At 50.2% G+C, this 18,308-nt stretch carries 12 protein-coding genes; 4 read left to right on the top strand and 8 right to left on the bottom strand.

From position 1 onward, the window contains the following. A partial coding sequence (locus BZG79_RS01745; protein WP_077773598.1) for a bifunctional aconitate hydratase 2/2-methylisocitrate dehydratase occupies positions 1-2,078 on the bottom strand: 2,078 nt, incomplete at its 3' end. 575 nt (positions 2,079-2,653) lie between these two features. Between BZG79_RS01745 and BZG79_RS01740 the strand changes: the two genes are divergently transcribed. After that, the gene (locus tag BZG79_RS01740) at positions 2,654-4,567 is read left to right on the top strand and encodes a methyl-accepting chemotaxis protein (protein ID WP_025744322.1); all 1,914 of its coding nucleotides are present in this window, start codon (positions 2,654-2,656) and stop codon (positions 4,565-4,567) included. A gap of 128 nt (positions 4,568-4,695) precedes the next feature. On the opposite strand, the gene lpdA is transcribed toward BZG79_RS01740, so the two are convergent. The 7 genes from lpdA to BZG79_RS01705 all read right to left on the bottom strand — a co-directional run bounded on the left by lpdA (position 4,696) and on the right by BZG79_RS01705 (position 14,845). Next, complete coding sequence (gene lpdA / locus BZG79_RS01735) at positions 4,696-6,120, bottom strand: dihydrolipoyl dehydrogenase (RefSeq protein WP_077660109.1); 1,425 nt, start codon at positions 6,118-6,120, stop codon at positions 4,696-4,698. 183 nt (positions 6,121-6,303) lie between these two features. After that, complete coding sequence (gene aceF / locus BZG79_RS01730) at positions 6,304-8,190, bottom strand: pyruvate dehydrogenase complex dihydrolipoyllysine-residue acetyltransferase (protein WP_077773597.1); 1,887 nt, start codon at positions 8,188-8,190, stop codon at positions 6,304-6,306. Positions 8,191-8,202: 12 nt separating this feature from the next. Further along, positions 8,203-10,869: a pyruvate dehydrogenase (acetyl-transferring), homodimeric type gene (aceE, locus tag BZG79_RS01725; RefSeq protein ID WP_077773596.1), complete on the bottom strand. Its 2,667-nt coding sequence runs from the start codon at positions 10,867-10,869 to the stop codon at positions 8,203-8,205. 92 nt (positions 10,870-10,961) lie between these two features. Beyond that, positions 10,962-11,735, bottom strand: a complete 774-nt coding sequence (gene pdhR / locus BZG79_RS01720; protein ID WP_021022598.1) for a pyruvate dehydrogenase complex transcriptional repressor PdhR — start codon at positions 11,733-11,735, stop codon at positions 10,962-10,964. 229 nt (positions 11,736-11,964) lie between these two features. Next, the gene (gene ampD / locus BZG79_RS01715) at positions 11,965-12,522 is read right to left on the bottom strand and encodes a 1,6-anhydro-N-acetylmuramyl-L-alanine amidase AmpD (RefSeq protein WP_077773595.1); all 558 of its coding nucleotides are present in this window, start codon (positions 12,520-12,522) and stop codon (positions 11,965-11,967) included. 26 nt (positions 12,523-12,548) lie between these two features. Next, positions 12,549-13,853, bottom strand: coding sequence for a diguanylate cyclase (locus BZG79_RS01710; RefSeq protein WP_077459850.1), 1,305 nt, complete (start codon positions 13,851-13,853; stop codon positions 12,549-12,551). Continuing rightward, positions 13,850-14,845 carry an ABC transporter substrate-binding protein gene (locus BZG79_RS01705; RefSeq protein WP_021022601.1) on the bottom strand — a complete coding sequence of 332 codons (996 nt, stop codon included), beginning with the start codon at positions 14,843-14,845 and terminating at the stop codon, positions 13,850-13,852. Before BZG79_RS01705 ends, BZG79_RS01710 begins: the two co-directional genes overlap by 4 nt. Before the next feature lie 186 nt (positions 14,846-15,031). Here BZG79_RS01705 and nadC point away from each other — a divergent pair, with 186 nt between their 5' ends. From nadC to BZG79_RS01690, 3 genes are all read left to right on the top strand, one after another. After that, positions 15,032-15,934 carry a carboxylating nicotinate-nucleotide diphosphorylase gene (gene nadC / locus BZG79_RS01700; RefSeq protein ID WP_077660114.1) on the top strand — a complete coding sequence of 301 codons (903 nt, stop codon included), beginning with the start codon at positions 15,032-15,034 and terminating at the stop codon, positions 15,932-15,934. 249 nt (positions 15,935-16,183) lie between these two features. Next, on the top strand, positions 16,184-16,600 hold the full coding sequence (locus BZG79_RS01695; RefSeq protein WP_077773594.1) for a pilin: 417 nt from the start codon (positions 16,184-16,186) through the stop codon (positions 16,598-16,600). Between the two features lie 23 nt (positions 16,601-16,623). Then, positions 16,624-18,306: an ATPase, T2SS/T4P/T4SS family gene (locus BZG79_RS01690; RefSeq protein WP_077678563.1), complete on the top strand. Its 1,683-nt coding sequence runs from the start codon at positions 16,624-16,626 to the stop codon at positions 18,304-18,306. The last annotated feature ends 2 nt before the right edge of the window (positions 18,307-18,308 follow it).

Raw genomic sequence — 18,308 nt, 5'->3', positions numbered from 1 at the left:
GTACGCGCATCATCCGGATCGTTCGGTGCACACAAGATAGGCTCTTTGATCTCGGCCAGATCGATTTCAAGTACGTGGGCATACTCGGCATCTTTGTCCGCTTCCATCAAACTTGGGCTGTCTAGCCATTGCTGCATCGCTTGAATACGGCGCTCAATGGTACGGCGGTCGCCATAACCTTCGGCAATCATCCACTTGAGCATCACAATGTTGGACTCAAGGTATTCGGCCACTGAGTCTTGTGACAGCTTCACGGTACAACCAGCCGCAGAGCGCTCTGCGGATGCATCTGATAGCTCAAACGCCTGTTCAACCGTGAGGTGCTCAACCCCTTCGATTTCGAGAACACGACCGGAAAATTCGTTGATTTTTCCTGATTTCTCAACCGTTAACAGACCTTGTTTGATGCCGAAATACGGAATGGCATGGACTAAGTCACGCAAGGTAACACCGGGTTGCATTTCGCCTTTAAAGCGCACCAAGACCGACTCAGGCATATCCAGCGGCATCACCCCGGTTGCTGCAGCAAAGGCCACCAGACCCGAGCCGGCAGGGAAAGAAATCCCCAGCGGGAAACGCGTATGTGAGTCGCCACCGGTACCCACGGTATCAGGCAGCAGCATACGATTGAGCCAAGAGTGAATCACCCCATCGCCTGGACGCAGTGCCACGCCACCACGATTCATGATGAAATCGGGCAAGGTATGGTGTGTTTCCACGTCAACCGGCTTTGGATATGCTGACGTATGACAGAAAGACTGCATGGTCAAATCGGCGGTAAAACCAAGACACGCCAAGTCTTTAAGCTCATCACGGGTCATGGGTCCGGTGGTGTCTTGTGACCCTACCGTGGTCATCTTAGGCTCACAATAGGTATTCGGACGCACACCTTCGACGCCACAGGCTTTACCGACCATTTTTTGTGCCAGCGTAAAGCCTTTGGTGGATTCAGCCACTGGACGGGGACGGCGGAAGACGTCAGATGGCTCAAGGCCGAGACATTCACGGGCTCGATCGGTCAAGCCGCGACCGATAATCAATGGGATGCGGCCACCGGCACGTACTTCATCATACAAAATGTCGGTTTTGAGCTGGAAGGTCGACAGCACGTCATCGGTGCCATGCTTGCACACTTTACCGTCAGCGGGGTACAGGTCAATCACATCGCCCATATTGAGCGAAGTCACATCGAGCTCAATCGGCAATGCGCCCGCGTCTTCCATGGTATTAAAGAAAATAGGGGCAATTTTTCCGCCTAAACAGAAACCGCCGAAACGCTTGTTCGGCACATTCGGAATGTCTTGGCCCATAAACCACAACACCGAGTTGGTCGCTGATTTACGTGACGAGCCAGTGCCAACCACATCACCGACATAAACCAGTGGGTGGCCTTTTTCTTCCAACGCCTTCATTTGCTCAATGGGGCCAATGTCACCGGGTTTATCCGGTTGAATACCTTCGCGCTCGTTTTTAAGCATCGCAAGGGCATGTAAGGGAATATCTGGTCGTGACCATGCATCAGGGGCGGGAGACAAGTCATCGGTGTTGGTTTCACCCGATACTTTGAACACTGTCAGTGTCACTTTTTCAGGAATCTGCGGTTTTTCCAGATACCAATCTGCGTTGGCCCACGATTCCATCACTTGTTTAGCGTAAGCATTCCCTGCTTTCATTTTGTCTTCCACGTCATAGAAAGCATCAAACATGAGCAGGGTATGTGACAGGGCTTTGGCTGCAATTGGCGCCAGTTTTTCATCCTCTAACAACGCGATCAGAGGCTGGATGTTATAACCGCCTTGCATGGTACCGAGTAGCTCTGTGGCGCGCTCAGGGCTGATTAACGGCGATTGCGCCTCACCATTTGCCAACGCAGCTAAAAAGCCTGCTTTTACATAGGCGGCTTCATCCACGCCGGGTGGAATTCGGTTTTCCAGCAAATAAACAAGGGTTTCTTCTTCGCCAGCGGGCGGGTTTTTCAACAGTTCTATCAGACTGGCGGTTTGCTCAGCGTTCAGCGGTTTAGGCACAATACCCTGAGCGGCACGTTCTTCGACGTGTTTACGGTAGGCTTCAAGCACGACTATTTCCTCTTATCTCGGTCAGGCCCTGTGGCCCAACATCCTTGGAAAGTGTTAGTACTCGTATCACGCTTATCCGGCGAAGTTTATTAAAATTTTCCAGCAAGACGAGGGTTCGAGCACGTAACCGCTGCGTGAGGATAGCATTTTTAACTTAAAATTAAAATCTACCCGTTTTATGAAACATACGACCAAGGTCTTAGTGACGCAGCCCTCTATTTCCTCATTCTCACGATCCAATTAACCGTGATTGTCGCGTTCTGTTTGATTCTATACTGTTTTTTATCACGATACAGTTAGCCACAAAAGATAACGCGATATCGATCAGGCGGTGCGCTCTCCATCCCTTTTTATCGGTTTGTGTTGAAAGCGCGAGCTAAGTGTCATTTTCATCAATAATTATGGGCAAGGGCTTCAATTTTATCATTTCATCGCCGATACATTAGAAACGGTAAATGTAATTCTGCTAACTTAGACGTTGGTGCCATACACATCGTCACTTTTTTGTCACGCTAACTTGTCAACTTATCGATGATTACAAAATAGCGCGTGATAGACCACATAGAGAGAAAGGCATGAAGCTAAAACAACTCACGATTAAACAAAAGCTCGTGTTGGCATTTGTCTCAGCCGTGATCGCATCGACCGCGATCGTCAGCTATATGAGCCTAAGCCAAGCGCGCGATATTATGGAAAAGCGCCTGTTAGAGAATGAGCTTCCGACCACCCTCACCCAGTTTAGAGATACCATTGATAGTGAAGTTAACCAGCTGCAATCTGCTGCGCGTCAGCTCGCGTCAAACCCGGTGACACTCGATATTCTCAACCAAGGGATCACCCCGAGCGAAGAAGCCCGCGTGGTCAAGCAGCTTAACGTGTTACGTGACCAATACGATCTCAATGATGCCTCTATCGCTAACCGAGAGACCGGCCAATATTGGAATCAAAACGGATTTTTACGGGTGTTAACGCGTGAAAAAGACAGTTGGTTTTATAACTTTCTCGACAGTGGCAATGCCACCATGGCGCAGGTATTCCAAGAGGATAATGGCGAGCTCAAACTGTTCGTCAACTTTCAACAGCTTAACGGCAAAGGCTTGGCTGGGTTTTCGCGTTCACTCGAAGACATGACCCGCTTTTTGAATCAATTCAAAATCGAACAGTCGGGCTTTGTTTTCTTAGTCAATGCCGATGGTATGGTCCAATTGCACCGTGACACCGATCTCATGGGCGAAAAAACATTGAGTGATGTGTATGGAGCACAGGCACGGAGCTTGCTCCAAAAAGGTGACTTTAACCTCCTCGATACACACATTAATGGCAAGGAAGTCCTGCTCGCCTCAAGTTATGTTCCCTCCATGGACTGGTATGTCATCGCAGATGTTCCAGCAGAAGAAGTCTTTGCACCACTCAATCAAACCCGCAATCAGATCCTGATGGTGTCTGTGGTCGTTGGGTTAGTGTTTATTGTGGTGGCCGTTTGGCTTGCGACGACCATTACCAAACCGATTCAATACGTGGCGAATGTGTTCCGTGAGATCGGCGAGGGTGAAGGCGATTTACGCCAACGAGTCGACATCGATAGCCAAGACGAAATTGGTCAGTTAGCGTCTGGGTTTAATAGCTTTGTCGACAAGATTCATCGCTTAGTCTCAGACGTTGCCAGTACCGGTGGTGAGCTTCGTCATGCCGCAGAGCAAGTCTCGTCACAAGCTAGCGCCACGCAATCTCAGAGTGAGTATCAGCGTGATCGCACCGTACAAGTGGTGACGGCGATTAATGAAATGGGCGCGACGGTGAATGAAATTGCCGGCAATGCCGCTAATGCCGCCAGTGCCGCTAACCAAGCGTCCGATGATGCAGCCAATGGCCAAGGTGTGGTCACCCAAGCGCGAGACACCATCGCCAGCCTTGCCGACGATATGGAGAATATGTCGAAAGTGATCAGTGCGCTGGCTGAAAACACCGACGCAATTGGCGGCATTTTGGATGTGATTCGTGGTATTTCAGAGCAAACCAACCTGCTCGCATTGAACGCCGCCATTGAAGCGGCACGTGCGGGCGAACAAGGACGAGGCTTTGCGGTCGTTGCCGACGAGGTGCGTAACCTGGCTAGCCGTACCTCCGATTCAACCGATGAAATCCAGACCATGATCAACCGCCTGCAGCAAGAGGCCCATAATGCTGTCAACGCAATGGAGCAAAGCCGCACCATGACAGCCGAAGGGGTCAACGCATCGGATGAGGCGTCGCTGTCACTGAACGCGATTAATGAGCAGATTATCCAAATCTCAGACATGAATACACAAGTAGCGACCGCGACAGAAGAGCAATCAACGGTGGTCAATGACATCAATCAGAATATTGAAGAGATTAATCACAGCTCGCAACAGACCGCGGATACCGCCAATACCATGGCTGAAGCCAGCGAGTCACTGCGTGATCTGTCTAAACGTCTCGATACCTTGGTGGGCAGCTTTAAGCTTTAAGCGTTAACGCTTGACCATCATACTGACTAAGCGGGCCGAGGCCCGCTTTTTTCTTCTCAATCGATATATCACCGATATAAAAAAGCCCCGCAATGCAGGGCTTAAGAAGAAACATATAAACGCGCAGTTTATTTCTTTTTCTTCGCTTTTGGATTCGGCATATCCGTGATTGAGCCTTCAAACACTTCAGCGGCCAAGCCAACAGACTCATGGAGTGTTGGGTGAGCGTGCACAGTCAACGCGATGTCTTCGGCATCACAGCCCATTTCAATCGCAAGACCGATTTCGCCCAACAGCTCACCACCGTTGGTACCGACAACGGCACCCCCGATGACACGGTGCGTATCTTTATCGAAGATAAGCTTGGTCATACCGTCAGCGCAGTCAGACGCAATCGCACGACCAGAAGCCGCCCATGGGAAGGTAGAGGCTTCGTAGTTGATGCCCTCTTCCTTACATTCTTTCTCGGTTTTACCGACCCATGCTACTTCTGGCTCAGTATAAGCAATCGATGGGATCACTTTCGGATCAAAGTAATGTTTCTTACCAGAAATGACTTCCGCAGCCACATGGCCTTCATGCACACCTTTATGCGCAAGCATTGGCTGACCAACAATATCGCCGATCGCATAGATGTGTGGCACGTTAGTGCGCATTTGCTTATCAACATTGATGAAGCCGCGATCGTCAACTTCAACCCCGGCTTGGCCGGCGTCAAGCAGTTTGCCATTCGGGCTACGGCCAATCGCAACCAATACAGCATCATAACGTACTGGCTCTGCTGGCGCTTTTTTGCCTTCCATCGTCACGTAAATACCATCTTCTTTGGCTTCTACTGCGGTGACTTTGGTTTCCAGCATCAGGTTCATTTTCTTGCTGATACGCTTGGTAAAGACTTTAATCACGTCTTTATCGGCCGCCGGGATCACCTGATCACACATTTCGACCACATCGACCTGTGAGCCTAATGCGTGATAGACAGTACCCATTTCTAGACCAATGATACCACCGCCCATCAGCAGCATTTTCTCTGGTACTTCTTTGAGCTCGAGCGCGTCAGTAGAGTCCCAGATACGTGGATCATCATGCGGGATAAATGGCAGCTCGATAGGACGAGAGCCGGCTGCGATGATCGCGTTATCAAAATTAATGGTGGTGCTTTCTTCACCCTCGACCAACAGGGTGTTGGCGCCAGTGAAACGGCCGGTACCGTTAACCACTGTCACTTTACGCTGCTTGGCCATGCCACCTAAGCCACCGGTCAACTGACCGATCACCTTGTCTTTCCAAGAGCGGATTTTGTCGATATCGGTTTGTGGCTCGCCGAAAACCACGCCATGATCAGCCATCGCTTTGGCTTCTTCGATCACTTTGGCAACGTGTAGTAGGGCTTTAGAAGGGATACAGCCAACGTTTAGACACACACCCCCTAGGGTGTTGTAACGTTCAACCAGCACTGTTTCCAAACCTAGGTCGGCACAGCGGAAAGCGGCGGAGTATCCAGCAGGACCAGCGCCAAGAACGACGACTTGCGCTTTGATTTCTTTACTCATTCTGACCTCGTTGTAGTCTTATTCCCTGACAGGCTAAGAGCGGTAGTTTTTATTGTTGTGGGTGTTTGGTGCCACAGTTTACAGCCATGTTAATGGGCTGAAAAATAAAAACCCATAGCCTGTGAGCTGCACAACAATTCCCAACCGACCCTTCACGGACCGGTTGGGTTGTCGATGTTGCGATTACAGTACCAAACGGCGGATATCGGACATTAGACCGTTGAGGTAGCTGATAAAGCGCGCACCCTCAGCACCGTCAATCACACGGTGGTCATAAGACAGAGACAGTGGCAGCATCAGGCGAGGTTCAAAGTCCTTACCGTTCCATACTGGCTTCATTTCTGACTTAGAGACACCCAAGATTGAGACTTCTGGTGCATTAACGATTGGCGTAAACGCGGTACCGCCCAAACCACCTAGGCTTGAGATGGTAAAGCAACCGCCCTGCATATCAGAAGCAGTGAGCTTGCCCGCACGCGCTTTCTTCGAGACTGCCATCAGCTCTTCAGATAACTCGTAGATGCCTTTTTTGTTCACGTCCTTAAAGACAGGCACAACCAGACCATTTGGCGTATCAACCGCAATGCCGATGTTGACATATTTTTTCATGATCAGGCTTTCACCGTCTTCCGACAGTGATGCGTTGAATGAAGGGAAAGCTTCCAGCGCTTTAGCAGCGGCTTTCATGATGAACACCAATGGGGTGATCTTCATGCCAGACTCTTTCTTCTTCTCAATCGCGTTTTGCTCTTTACGGAACGCTTCCACTTCAGTGATATCAGCGTTATCCCACTGCGTCACGTGCGGGATCATCACCCAGTTACGTGCCAGGTTCGCACCCGAGATCTTCTTAATGCGTGACAGTGGTTTGACTTCAGTTTCACCGAATTTGCTGAAGTCCACTTTAGGCCAAGGGAGCAAGCCAAGTGCACTGCCGTCGCCTGAGCCAGATGCTGCACCCGATTCAAGGCGTTTTAGCGCGTCTTTGACAAAGCTCTGAACGTCTTCTTTCAGTACACGTCCTTTACGACCCGTTCCTTTCACCTTCGCAAGGTTCACGCCAAATTCGCGGGCAAGACGACGAACAACAGGCGACGCATGCGCGTATTCTTTGTTCTCTACAAACTCGTCTTTGCCGGCGTCAGCTTTAGCCGCTGGGGCGTCGGCCTTAGCCGCAGGTGCGGGTGCCGCCTTTTCAGCAGCAGGTGCCGCTGCAGGTGCAGGCGCTGCTGGTGCGCTACCAGCAACCTCGAACACCATGATGTGCGAGCCGGTGGACACTTTATCGCCCGCCGCAATTTTGATCTCTTTGACCGTACCCGCAAACGGTGCCGGTACTTCCATTGACGCTTTGTCGCCTTCAACGGTGATCAGTGACTGCTCTTCTTCAATGGTATCGCCAACGGCAACCATAATGTCAGTCACTTCAACTTCATCGCCACCGATATCAGGGACGTGAACGTCTTTGGCTTGTGCTGCTACCGGCGCCGCTGGTGCCTCGGCTGCTGCTGGGGCGTCTGCAGCTGGAGCACTGCCACCCACTTCGAACATCATGATCAGTGAGCCAGTTGACACCTTGTCACCCGCCGCGATCTTGATTTCTTTAACGGTACCCGCAAACGGTGCAGGCACTTCCATTGAGGCTTTATCGCCTTCAACAGTGATCAGTGACTGCTCTTCTTCAATGGTATCGCCAACCGCAACCATGATCTCAGTGACTTCAACTTCGTCACCACCGATATCAGGGACGTGCACTTCTTTGGTTTCTGATGCGGCCGCTGGTGCTGTAGCAGGGGCGGCTGGCGCCGCCTCTTGAGCTGGGGCGCTTTGCGCTGGCGCATCGGCTTCGAAGATCATAATCAAAGAGCCAGTGGTGACTTTATCACCCTCGGCAATTTTGATTTCCTTGACCACACCCGCTTGTGACGCAGGGACTTCCATGGATGCTTTATCACCTTCAACGGTGATTAACGACTGTTCTTCTTCTACCTTGTCGCCAACGCTAACAAGGATCTCAGTCACTTCTACTTCATCCGCACCGATGTCAGGTACATTAATCTCGATTGACATTGTTTCAGCCTCTTACGCGAACAGCGGGTTTACTTTGTTGGTATCGATGTCGAATTTCTTAATCGCTTCTGACACGACTTTCTTATCAACATCACCACGCTTAGCCAGCTCGTTCAGTGCCGCAACCACCACATAGCCTGCGTTCACTTCAAAGTGACGACGTAGGTTTTCGCGGCTGTCAGAACGACCAAAGCCGTCTGTACCCAGCACTTTATAAGACTCAGCTGGGATAAACGCACGAACTTGGTCAGCGTAGTTTTTCATGTAATCAGTCGCAGCAATCGCAGGCTCAGATCCCATGACTGTTTGGATATAAGGCACTTTGCTTTCTGCATCTGGGTTCAGCATGTTGAAACGATCCACATCCTGACCGTCACGTGCCAGTTCGTTGAACGAGGTCACGCTGTAAACGTCAGACGCCACGCCGAATTCATCGCTGAGCAGTTTCGCTGCCTTGCGCACTTCGGTCATGATAGTGCCCGAGCCCATTAACTGAACTTTGGCTTTGTCGCCCGTGTAGGTTTCTAGTTTATAGATACCTTTACGGATACCGTCTTCCGCGCCCTCAGGCATGGCTGGCTGATGATAGTTTTCGTTCATCAGCGTCAGGTAGTAGTAGATATTTTCTTGGTCAGGACCGTACATACGACGGATACCGTCTTGCATGATCACCGCCACTTCGTACGCGAAGGTTGGGTCGTAAGACACACAGTTAGGTACAGTGCTTGCCAGAATATGGCTGTGACCGTCTTCGTGTTGCAGACCTTCACCGTTCAGGGTAGTACGACCTGCGGTGGCACCCAATAGGAAACCACGTGCTTGTTGGTCACCCGCCATCCACGCCATGTCGCCAACACGTTGGAAGCCGAACATGGAGTAGTAGATGTAGAATGGGATCATTGGCAGATCATTGGTGCTGTAAGAGGTCGCCGCCGCTACCCACGATGACATCGCGCCTAGCTCGTTGATCCCTTCTTGCAGTACTTGGCCGCCTTGGTCTTCTTTGTAGTAAGACACCACGCCACGATCTTCTGGGGTATAGGTTTGTCCTTGCGGGTTATAGATACCCACCTGACGGAACAGACCTTCCATACCGAAAGTACGGGCTTCGTCAGCAATGATTGGCACTACGTTCTTGCCAATGCTCTTGTCTTTCAGCAATACGTTCAATGAGCGTACAAACGCCATGGTGGTAGAGATATCACGCTTCTGCTCAGACAGCAGAGCAGAGAAATCATCCAGTTTTGGCAGCGTCAGTTCTTCAGTGAACTTAGGTAAGCGCTGCGGAGTGTAACCGTGCAGGGCTTTACGGCGCGCATGCAGGTATTCGTGTTCCGCAGATCCTTCTTCCAGTTTTAGGTAAGTCAGGTTTTGCACATCATCGTCAGACAGCAAGTCTTGTAGGCCAAGACGATCACGCATAGCGTGAACATGGGTCATGTCCATTTTCTTCACTTGGTGCGCGATGTTTTTACCTTCAGCCGCTTCACCCATGCCGTAACCTTTAACGGTTTTCGCCAGGATCACGGTTGGACGGTCGTTGCACTCTTGTGCCGCTTTGAACGCAGCAAACAGTTTTGATGGTTCATGACCACCACGTTTGAGCGCAAAGATTTCTTCGTCGGTCATATCGGCAACCAGGGCTGCAGTTTCAGGATATTTACCGAAGAAGTGTTCACGCACGTAGGCGCCGTCTTTTGATTTGAAGGTTTGGTAATCGCCGTCGATGGTTTCGTTCATCAACTGCAGCAGTTTACCCGTGGTGTCTTTGGCCAGCAGTTTATCCCAGCCAGAGCCCCAAACCACTTTGATCACGTTCCAGCCAGCGCCTTTAAATAGGCCTTCTAGCTCTTGAACGATTTTACCGTTACCCATTACAGGACCATCAAGGCGCTGCAGGTTACAGTTGATCAAAAAGCACAGGTTATCCAGTTTTTCACGGGCGGCAAACGACAGCGCACCACGTGATTCTGGCTCATCCATCTCACCGTCGCCTAAGAACGCGTAAACACGTTGCTCTGAGGTGTCTTTCAAGCCACGACCGTTCAGATACTTAAGGAAACGCGCTTGGTAGATAGACGCAATAGGCCCCAGACCCATAGAAACGGTTGGGAACTGCCAGAACTCAGGCATCAGTTTTGGGTGCGGGTAAGAGGAAATACCGTTACCGTCAACTTCTTGGCGGAAGTTGTCGAGCTGCTCAGCAGTGAGACGACCTTCCACAAACGCACGCGCGTAGATGCCTGGAGAGATATGACCTTGATAATAAACCAGATCGCCACCATCTTTCTCGTTTGGCGCACGGAAGAAGTGGTTAAAGCAAGTTTCATAGAACGCAGCCGATGACTGGAATGAAGCCATGTGGCCACCCAGCTCTAAATCTTTCTTGGACGCGCGCAACACGATCATGATTGCGTTCCAACGAATGATAGAACGGATACGACGCTCCAAGTTCACATCACCTGGATAAGCAGGTTCTTGATCTGCAGGGATGGTATTTACATAGTTGGTGGTCACGCCAGTTGGCATGTCAACACCGTCTAAACGTGCTTGCCCTAAGACTTGCTCCAGAAGGAACTGGGCACGTTCTACACCTTCTTCACGAACGACTGACTCAAGAGCTTGCAACCACTCTTGGGTCTCAAGTGCGTCCACGTCATTTTTCATGACTTCAGACATGGCGATCTATCCTTTCGTTGATTGACTCGTACAAAACAAACGTTGTCGCAGCTGCAGTGGCCCCTCGCCTTTATTTTGGCGGCGAATAGGGATTACTCCAGCTCGTCCTTGCGTTGTTGAATTCGACGTAGAGACCGTTCTCGACGGCTTTCTTCTCGGCCAAGATCCAACAGAGTTTCCTCAATGTAAGCTAAGTGTGCATGCGACGCCTGTCTCGCTTTTTCTGGCTCGCCAGCGGTGATTGCATCCACGATCTCAGCTCGGTGTCGGCTGACATTTTCCACCGTCTCTTGACGGCGATAAAGTAGCTCAAAGTTTTGATAAATATTCTGTTCCAGTAACGGTGCGAGGCTACGCATGATATGCAGTAGTACCACATTGTGCGCCGCTTCCGTTACGGCAACGAGATATTGCATGACGGCGGAAGCTTCTGCCTTTAAGTCCCCATCTTTCTGCGCTTGTCGAATCGCATCATGGCAATCTTCAATCCGAGAAAAATCCTCTTCCGTGCCCCGTAAAGCGGCGAAATAAGAAGAAATACCTTCGAGCGCATGCCGTGATTCCAACAAATCAAGCTGGGTTTCCGGATGGTCCGCCAATAACTCTAGCAGGGGTTCAGAAAATCGCTGCCACAGTCGTTGACTGACAAAGGTGCCGCCACCTTGTTTGCGAGTGAGCAGCTTTTTTACTTCAAGTCGCTGAATCGCCTCACGGACTGATGGACGAGACACATCAAACTGGACCGCTAACTCTCGCTCAGGCGGTAGCTTCTGGCCTGGAGACAAGGTCCCTTCCAGAATTAAACCTTCGAGCTCTTTCTCGATAACATCTGAGAGTTTGGGTTGACGAATTCGCTGATATGCCATTGTATTTATTGACCATCTGCCCCCCAAGCTTGGCGCTTAGCTGCAGAAACTGACTGATTGTAAATTGGTAAGACCAATTACTTTATTATTCTCTAAAGTTACCAGACAGCGGATATTCTGTCCACCTGAACTTTGATTGACATCATGGAAACCCCTGTATTCGTCACCTGACAGTTGTTTTTTCACGGCGCTCTAAAATTGGTCAGACCAAAAAAGTATAACTACTTTGTTAGGCAGCATTGAGCAGTAGGTGTAATCTTTCCCAGTCAAATACATGGCCAGGATCGGTCTTCCGTCCGGGCGCAATATGTTGATGTCCTGTGATCCGATCACGGGTGATGGCTGGATAGTACTGCATCAGCGTCTGCGTGATCGCCGCTAACGATTGATACTGCTGGTCGGTGTATGGAAGTGTGTCTGTGCCCTCAAGCTCAATACCGATAGAAAAATCGTTACATTGCTGCCGACCGTCAAAACACGAGATGCCAGCATGCCATGCGCGTTCGTTGAATGGTACAAACTGGATCACACTTCCATCTCGTCGGATCAGTAGGTGTGCGGACACGCGAAGATCACGGATCTGGGCAAAATAAGGGTGCGCGTCAGCGTCGAGGTTGCCCTGAAAAAATTGCTCAATATAGGGACCGTCGAACTGGCCGGGGGGCAGGCTGATATTGTGAACCACCAGCAAGGAAATATCCTCGCTATCCGGGCGTGAGTTATAATAGGGAGAAGGACAGGCGCGCGCGCCCGCTAGCCAATGATTGTCGATGCGGGAAAAAGACATGCAAGCTACTCGTGTCGCAAAATTCGTTACTGTATCCGCTCGGCAGGCAGATTGGAATATAAGCAGTGCCGCTCGTTAGCATGTGTTTTCGCGTAATACATGGCCGCATCGGCTTGATTCATCATTTGTTGCAACTCCAATCCGTCGGTAGGAAAGCAACTGACGCCAATACTACTCACCAGTGATAACTCTGCTTTCTCGGTTAATATAGGTGCATGGACATCATCTTGAATACGGCGAATAACTTCATTCAATGCATCTTTATCTGTCAAAAGATCCAACCACACGATAAATTCGTCACCGCCTAAACGCCCGACTAAATCAGAACGACGGACGGCGTGCTTTAGACGTTGGCTCACAACCCTGAGCAACTCATCCCCGACCCCGTGGCCGTAGGTATCATTGACTTGTTTAAAGTTATTCAAGTCGATAAACAGTAACGCAGCATTCGTTTGTGCTCGGTTGGCCCGCATCAAAGCCACATCGACATGCGATTCAAACGCACGTCGGTTAAATAAACCTGTTAATTCATCATGCTCCGCTAAAAATTTAAGCTGGTGTTGTTGCTCGCGAAGCTGTTGTGTTTGCCGTGCGACTTCTTCACTCAGTTGGTTTTTATCCACCATGGTATGGCTAAGCGCATGCTTCATTTCATTGACATGATCCGCCAGTTCGGTCAGTTCATCTTTATCGGTCATGATTAATTCAGTGGTTAAATCACCTTTTTTAATCTGAGTAACCGTGCTGTGTAATGTTTTTAAGCGTTGTCTTAAACGTCGTCGTAAACGGGTCGCAAAAATCGTTACTAATAAGGCCAACAGCACCAAAATACCACCATGGACAACAAGCAACATTTTCTGCTGTTTAGATGCATCATGCATCGCTTGCTGACGCACAGAAAATGCCGCCTCGCTCATGGCTTGTAGTAAAATATTAAATCGTGAAAAAAGCATCAGCCGCCCTTCATCAACGCTCTGCTCCCGACCAAATTGGCCTGTTGTGGTATCCAGCAAACGGTCAATACTGTCCGCCGCTTGCGTCATAGACTGCACTGACTGGGGAGGAATCGCATGCTGGTCACTGGATAGCTGAGCCCGCAACGCATTGGTTGATTGATATACATCTTGGCGGGTTTGCGCACTGGGGTATTGACGATATAGCCACAAACGACCGCGTAAACTGTCGATTTGAGAATGCACCGCAACAATTCTATCTAAGCGTACTTGCGTCTGACTTTGTTTCTGAAAAAGCTCTACCGTGATCAATAGTGTTACCAGCGTCAATGCCGCACATGCGTAAACAACGATGTTTAACTGCTGACCGATTTTCATTCTAATAGACTCACTTTTTGAGTTGCTTCAACCAAGGGGCCAGGGTTAAGTAAATGACGATACGATGGTGTTGGTCCCGTAACCAATCCCGCGCGTTGCGCCCACCGAGCTTGGTTTTTTAAACGCAACAGTAAAGAGTCGTTTAACGACAGGCGAAATAAATAGTCCTGCCAAAGCCAGCCGAGCTTGTCGTCGGACATTGAAAGATACGCAGCGACCTGGGCTTTCGCTTGCTCAGGCCGTTGATGAATAACATCTACCGCTTCATCCAAGGCTCGAATGACGCGACGCATATCTTGGTGCTGCTTTTTCGCAACTAAACGATCACTTACCAATAAAAAAGATAAGCTATGTAAGCCTTTACTATCGAGTGCTTGTACTGACTCATGGGCTCGTTTTACTAGTTGATAGCCGTAAGGTTCCCAAATAGCAATCGCATCAACTTCATTGTCGAGCAGTGCCGACGGCAACGCCTCAGGCGAGTAATAAACCTTCTCTATTGTCTCAGTTGGCATATCATACAGCTGGAGCAATGAGTCGAAGAAGTACTCACTCGCGCTTGACGCGACCACTCCAACACGTGCGCTCCGAAGCGCATCAGGGAGCGAGTGACCAATTGCACGATGGATAGACCACAGTTTCACATCATTGTCTGACTCAACAAAGCTAGTCAGAATGTTAAAATCCTCTCTTTCAAAGCTATTAAACATCGCCACTGTTTCTGACGTCGTGGCTAAGTCCGCCTCTCCCGCAACCAGTGCTTGAAAACTTTTCACTCCGCCATGAACCGGTTTTAGCGTCATGTCTATGCCATGTTTTTTAAATAAACCTTGTTCTTTGGCAACGATGATAGGCGCTGACAACGGCGTTAATGAAACCGCAATCGTCAATGGTGACAATGAGGTAGACGCGGGTAAACGTAGGTGCTGCCAGACACTAAAACCTGCCAGTGCAGCGAATATCATCGTCATCAGTGCCAATCCGCGTTTCATGACGCTACCTCTTTACTAGAACTGATCAAAGTGTAGACAAATGAGCAGGCAATGCATGGGTAATTTTCTAGTCAGGGTGTCGATAATAAAATGGACGCCGACGCGGAAACCGGAGAGAAAAGCTGCATTTCCCCCCAACCAGCGTTATCATTTCGCCACGTTTTTTCATCACCGCGGTAAGCCATAATGACATCGACTCCTTTTCATGCTGTTCATGACAGCAAAAGCCGTCTTGCCTATCTCACCTCTCATCTAAAAACGGATGTGCCCCGTGCCGTCAGCGACGCATTGCGTGAAGATTTAGGGGGCGATCTTGACGCGCGTAAAGATATTACCGCCAGCCTGATTCCGGCCGATTCGGTGTCGACCGCGGTACTGATTACGCGTGAAGATGGCGTATTTTGTGGCCAAGATTATGCTAACGAAGTATTCAAACAACTGGGTGGCGAGGTCTCCTTAACCTGGCATGTGACCGATGGCGACGCGATCACTGCCAATCAAACCTTGTGCACCTTAAAAGGACCGTCACGCGTGTTATTAACGGGTGAGCGCAATGCGATGAACTTTATCCAGACCTTGTCAGGCTGCGCCAGTAAAACGGCAACTTATGTGGCACAGTTACAAGGGACGGAGACCAAGCTATTGGACACCCGCAAAACCGTGCCAGGCCTGCGTAGTGCACTCAAATATGCAGTCGCTTGTGGCGGCGGACACAATCACCGTATTGGTGTGTTCGATGCGTATCTCATTAAAGAAAACCACATTCTTGCCTGCGGCGGGATTGCCAATGCGGTGCAAGAGGCTCGTCGTCTGAATCCAGATAAACCGGTGGAAGTAGAGACAGAAAATCTGGATGAGCTAAAACAAGCCATTGAGGCCGGCGCCGACATTGTGATGTTAGATAATTTTAGCGTGCCGATGATGCGCGAAGCGGTTGCACTCAACCAAGGCCGTGTGGCGCTTGAAGTCTCGGGCAATGTCACCTTGGATACTCTGTCTGAATACGCGTCCACAGGCGTAGATTATATTTCCGTGGGCGCGCTTACCAAGCACGTGACCGCGCTCGATTTATCCATGCGTTTTCAATAACGCATACGCTAACCAAACGTTCAACTGGGCTGCCCGTAGTGGGCAGCCTTTTTTATCGCGCTTTCGTGACAAAAAATTTGTGGTGAGTCGAACACTAGATTAGAAAAAAATACTGTTACATCCAGCTTTTACTCTTCACTCTCAAAGTCATGTTGCCCCTCTTTTTTGTGCCACGCTCACAAGCGTAAAGTCGCTGCACTCGCGGCCACCGAGTTGGCGGCCGACCATCATTGAGAGGAGAGACATAGGATGCAAAAGCAACAAGGGTTTAGTTTGATTGAGTTACTCGTGGTCATTGGCATTATTGGCGCCCTGACTGCCATCGCCATTCCGCAATACCAAAAGTATCAAGATAAAGCCAAAGTTACTGCCGCGATTGCCACGTTAACCAATATGCGCTCCGTGGTAGAAGCAGAAATTATGGAAGAGGGCGCGTTCCCACAAAACGACAAAAAAAACAAAGAAAACCTTGGAATTCCTGATGAGGTGGAACTCACTGACATTACTGGCGTTGAAGGAAACATGAAACTAGACGTGCAGGGGATGCCGAAGGGTAATCAAGTCATACTCGCACGGAACAAGGAAGGCAAGTGGAAGTGCACGCAACCGACAGACATTAAAGTCAATGGCTGCGAGAGTAAGAGTACCAATAAACCAACACCGTAACGAATACACAGCAGGGACTCACGATGATCCCAACCGCTCAGTTGTATCAAGCCGGTTTATTGACCGATGCCCAGCGCCATGCGTTGGGCATTGGCGATGGCACACCGCTTAGCGTCTCCCGTTTACTCGATGCCGGGGTTGACCCCACCGCGCTCGCCCACACCCTCGCGAGTCAGCATCACCTACCTTTTTCGGAAAGCCATCAGTATCCGTTTAAAGCTACCTGCTATGCCCTCGACCGGCGCGATTTGATTCAGCGCCATCAAGTGTTGCCGCTTGCCCAGCAAGGCAAAGAGCTGTTGCTCGGCGTCAGTGACCCAGATAACACAGAGGCGGTGGCTGATTTTCGCTTTTCAACCGGACTCAATGTCCGTTTGGTGGTGTTAAGCCAGCCGGATTTAGACGCAGCGCTGCGCCATTTATACGGCGCAGATATTGAGGGCACCGGCGATGGCATCACCATCAGTGATCAGGATTTAGCGGCCCTGACCGTCACCGATAGTCCGCAAGAAGATAGCGCGGAACTGCAAAGCGATCAGGCGCCCATTAGCCGCTATATCCAGCAAATATTAGTTGATGCGGTACGAAAAAAAGCGTCCGACGTGCATTTTGAACCGTTTGAGGATCACTTCCAAATACGGTTTCGCCAAGACGGTTTACTGCAAACCTATGCCCATCCGCCCGCGGGCGTCTCGCGGCGGTTATCCACGCGACTCAAGATCTTAGCCCAACTCAATATTGCCGAACGACGCTTACCGCAAGATGGGCGAATCAAATTGACCCTTACTGCCGAGCATACGGTCGATATGCGGGTATCGACCTTACCAACGGTCTGGGGTGAAAAAGTGGTGGTTCGCTTATTGAATAATGATCAGCAGCAACTGACGCTGCATGATTTAGGCTTAACCGAGTGGCAGCGCCAGCACTATCAAGCAGCGCTCGATCAACCACAAGGAATGATTTTATTCACCGGGCCAACCGGGAGCGGTAAAACTGTCTCATTATACAGCGGTTTGCACTATCTCAATCAGCCGCAGCGAAACATTGCCACCGTTGAAGATCCGGTCGAGATCCAGCTTAATGGGATCAACCAAGTTAATGTCAATACGCGGATCGGACTCGATTTTGCGACCGCCCTCCGCGCCTTTTTACGCCAAGATCCCGACGTAGTCATGGTGGGAGAAGTACGCGATACCGACACCGCAGAGATCAGTATTAAAGCCGCACAAACTGGCCATTTGGTGCTCTCAACCTTACATACCAACTCTGCCGCAGAGAGCATCACGCGTTTAGCACATATGGGGATCGCGCCATACAACCTCGCCAGCTCATTGACCTTGGTAGTGGCGCAAAGGCTGGTGCGCCGGCTCTGTCCCGTCTGTAAGCAGCCTCACCCGCGTGATGACCCAAGCTTGACCCAGCTGATGCGCCTTTATCCGCGCTGCGACCCCACTCAAATCTATCAAGCCAATCCTCGCGGATGTTACCGCTGTGACCAAGGTTATCAAGGTCGAACCGGCATTTATGAGGTGCTGCCTATCGATGACACCATTACTGACGCGATTTATCGCCATGCCAGTGCTAGCGAGCTCACCCAACTCGCTTGCCAACAAGGCATGTGGCGGCTGGCAGAGTCCGGCATTGCCAAACTCAATCAAGGGATCACCAGTGTGCAAGAACTCAGTCGCGTGATCCAACTGGCATAAGG

Origin of the sequence: Salinivibrio sp. MA427 (assembly GCF_001996115.1) — a bacterium.
Classification (GTDB): Bacteria; Pseudomonadota; Gammaproteobacteria; order Enterobacterales; family Vibrionaceae; genus Salinivibrio; species Salinivibrio costicola.
The sequence above is the reverse complement of the archived record's forward strand: the minus strand, read 5'-3'. Positions and strand labels throughout refer to the sequence as shown.

Excerpts from the sequence above, each read along its gene's own strand:
- BZG79_RS01710 (WP_077459850.1), bottom strand. The coding sequence starts at position 13,853 with ATGAAAATCGGTCAGCAGTTAAACATCGTTGTTTACGCATGTGCGGCA.
- aceF (WP_077773597.1), bottom strand. The coding sequence starts at position 8,190 with ATGTCAATCGAGATTAATGTACCTGACATCGGTGCGGATGAAGTAGAA.
- BZG79_RS01705 (WP_021022601.1), bottom strand. The coding sequence starts at position 14,845 with ATGAAACGCGGATTGGCACTGATGACGATGATATTCGCTGCACTGGCA.
- pdhR (WP_021022598.1), bottom strand. The coding sequence starts at position 11,735 with ATGGCATATCAGCGAATTCGTCAACCCAAACTCTCAGATGTTATCGAG.
- BZG79_RS01690 (WP_077678563.1), top strand. The coding sequence starts at position 16,624 with ATGATCCCAACCGCTCAGTTGTATCAAGCCGGTTTATTGACCGATGCC.
- aceE (WP_077773596.1), bottom strand. The coding sequence starts at position 10,869 with ATGTCTGAAGTCATGAAAAATGACGTGGACGCACTTGAGACCCAAGAG.
- nadC (WP_077660114.1), top strand. The coding sequence starts at position 15,032 with ATGACATCGACTCCTTTTCATGCTGTTCATGACAGCAAAAGCCGTCTT.
- BZG79_RS01740 (WP_025744322.1), top strand. The coding sequence starts at position 2,654 with ATGAAGCTAAAACAACTCACGATTAAACAAAAGCTCGTGTTGGCATTT.
- lpdA (WP_077660109.1), bottom strand. The coding sequence starts at position 6,120 with ATGAGTAAAGAAATCAAAGCGCAAGTCGTCGTTCTTGGCGCTGGTCCT.
- BZG79_RS01695 (WP_077773594.1), top strand. The coding sequence starts at position 16,184 with ATGCAAAAGCAACAAGGGTTTAGTTTGATTGAGTTACTCGTGGTCATT.
- ampD (WP_077773595.1), bottom strand. The coding sequence starts at position 12,522 with ATGTCTTTTTCCCGCATCGACAATCATTGGCTAGCGGGCGCGCGCGCC.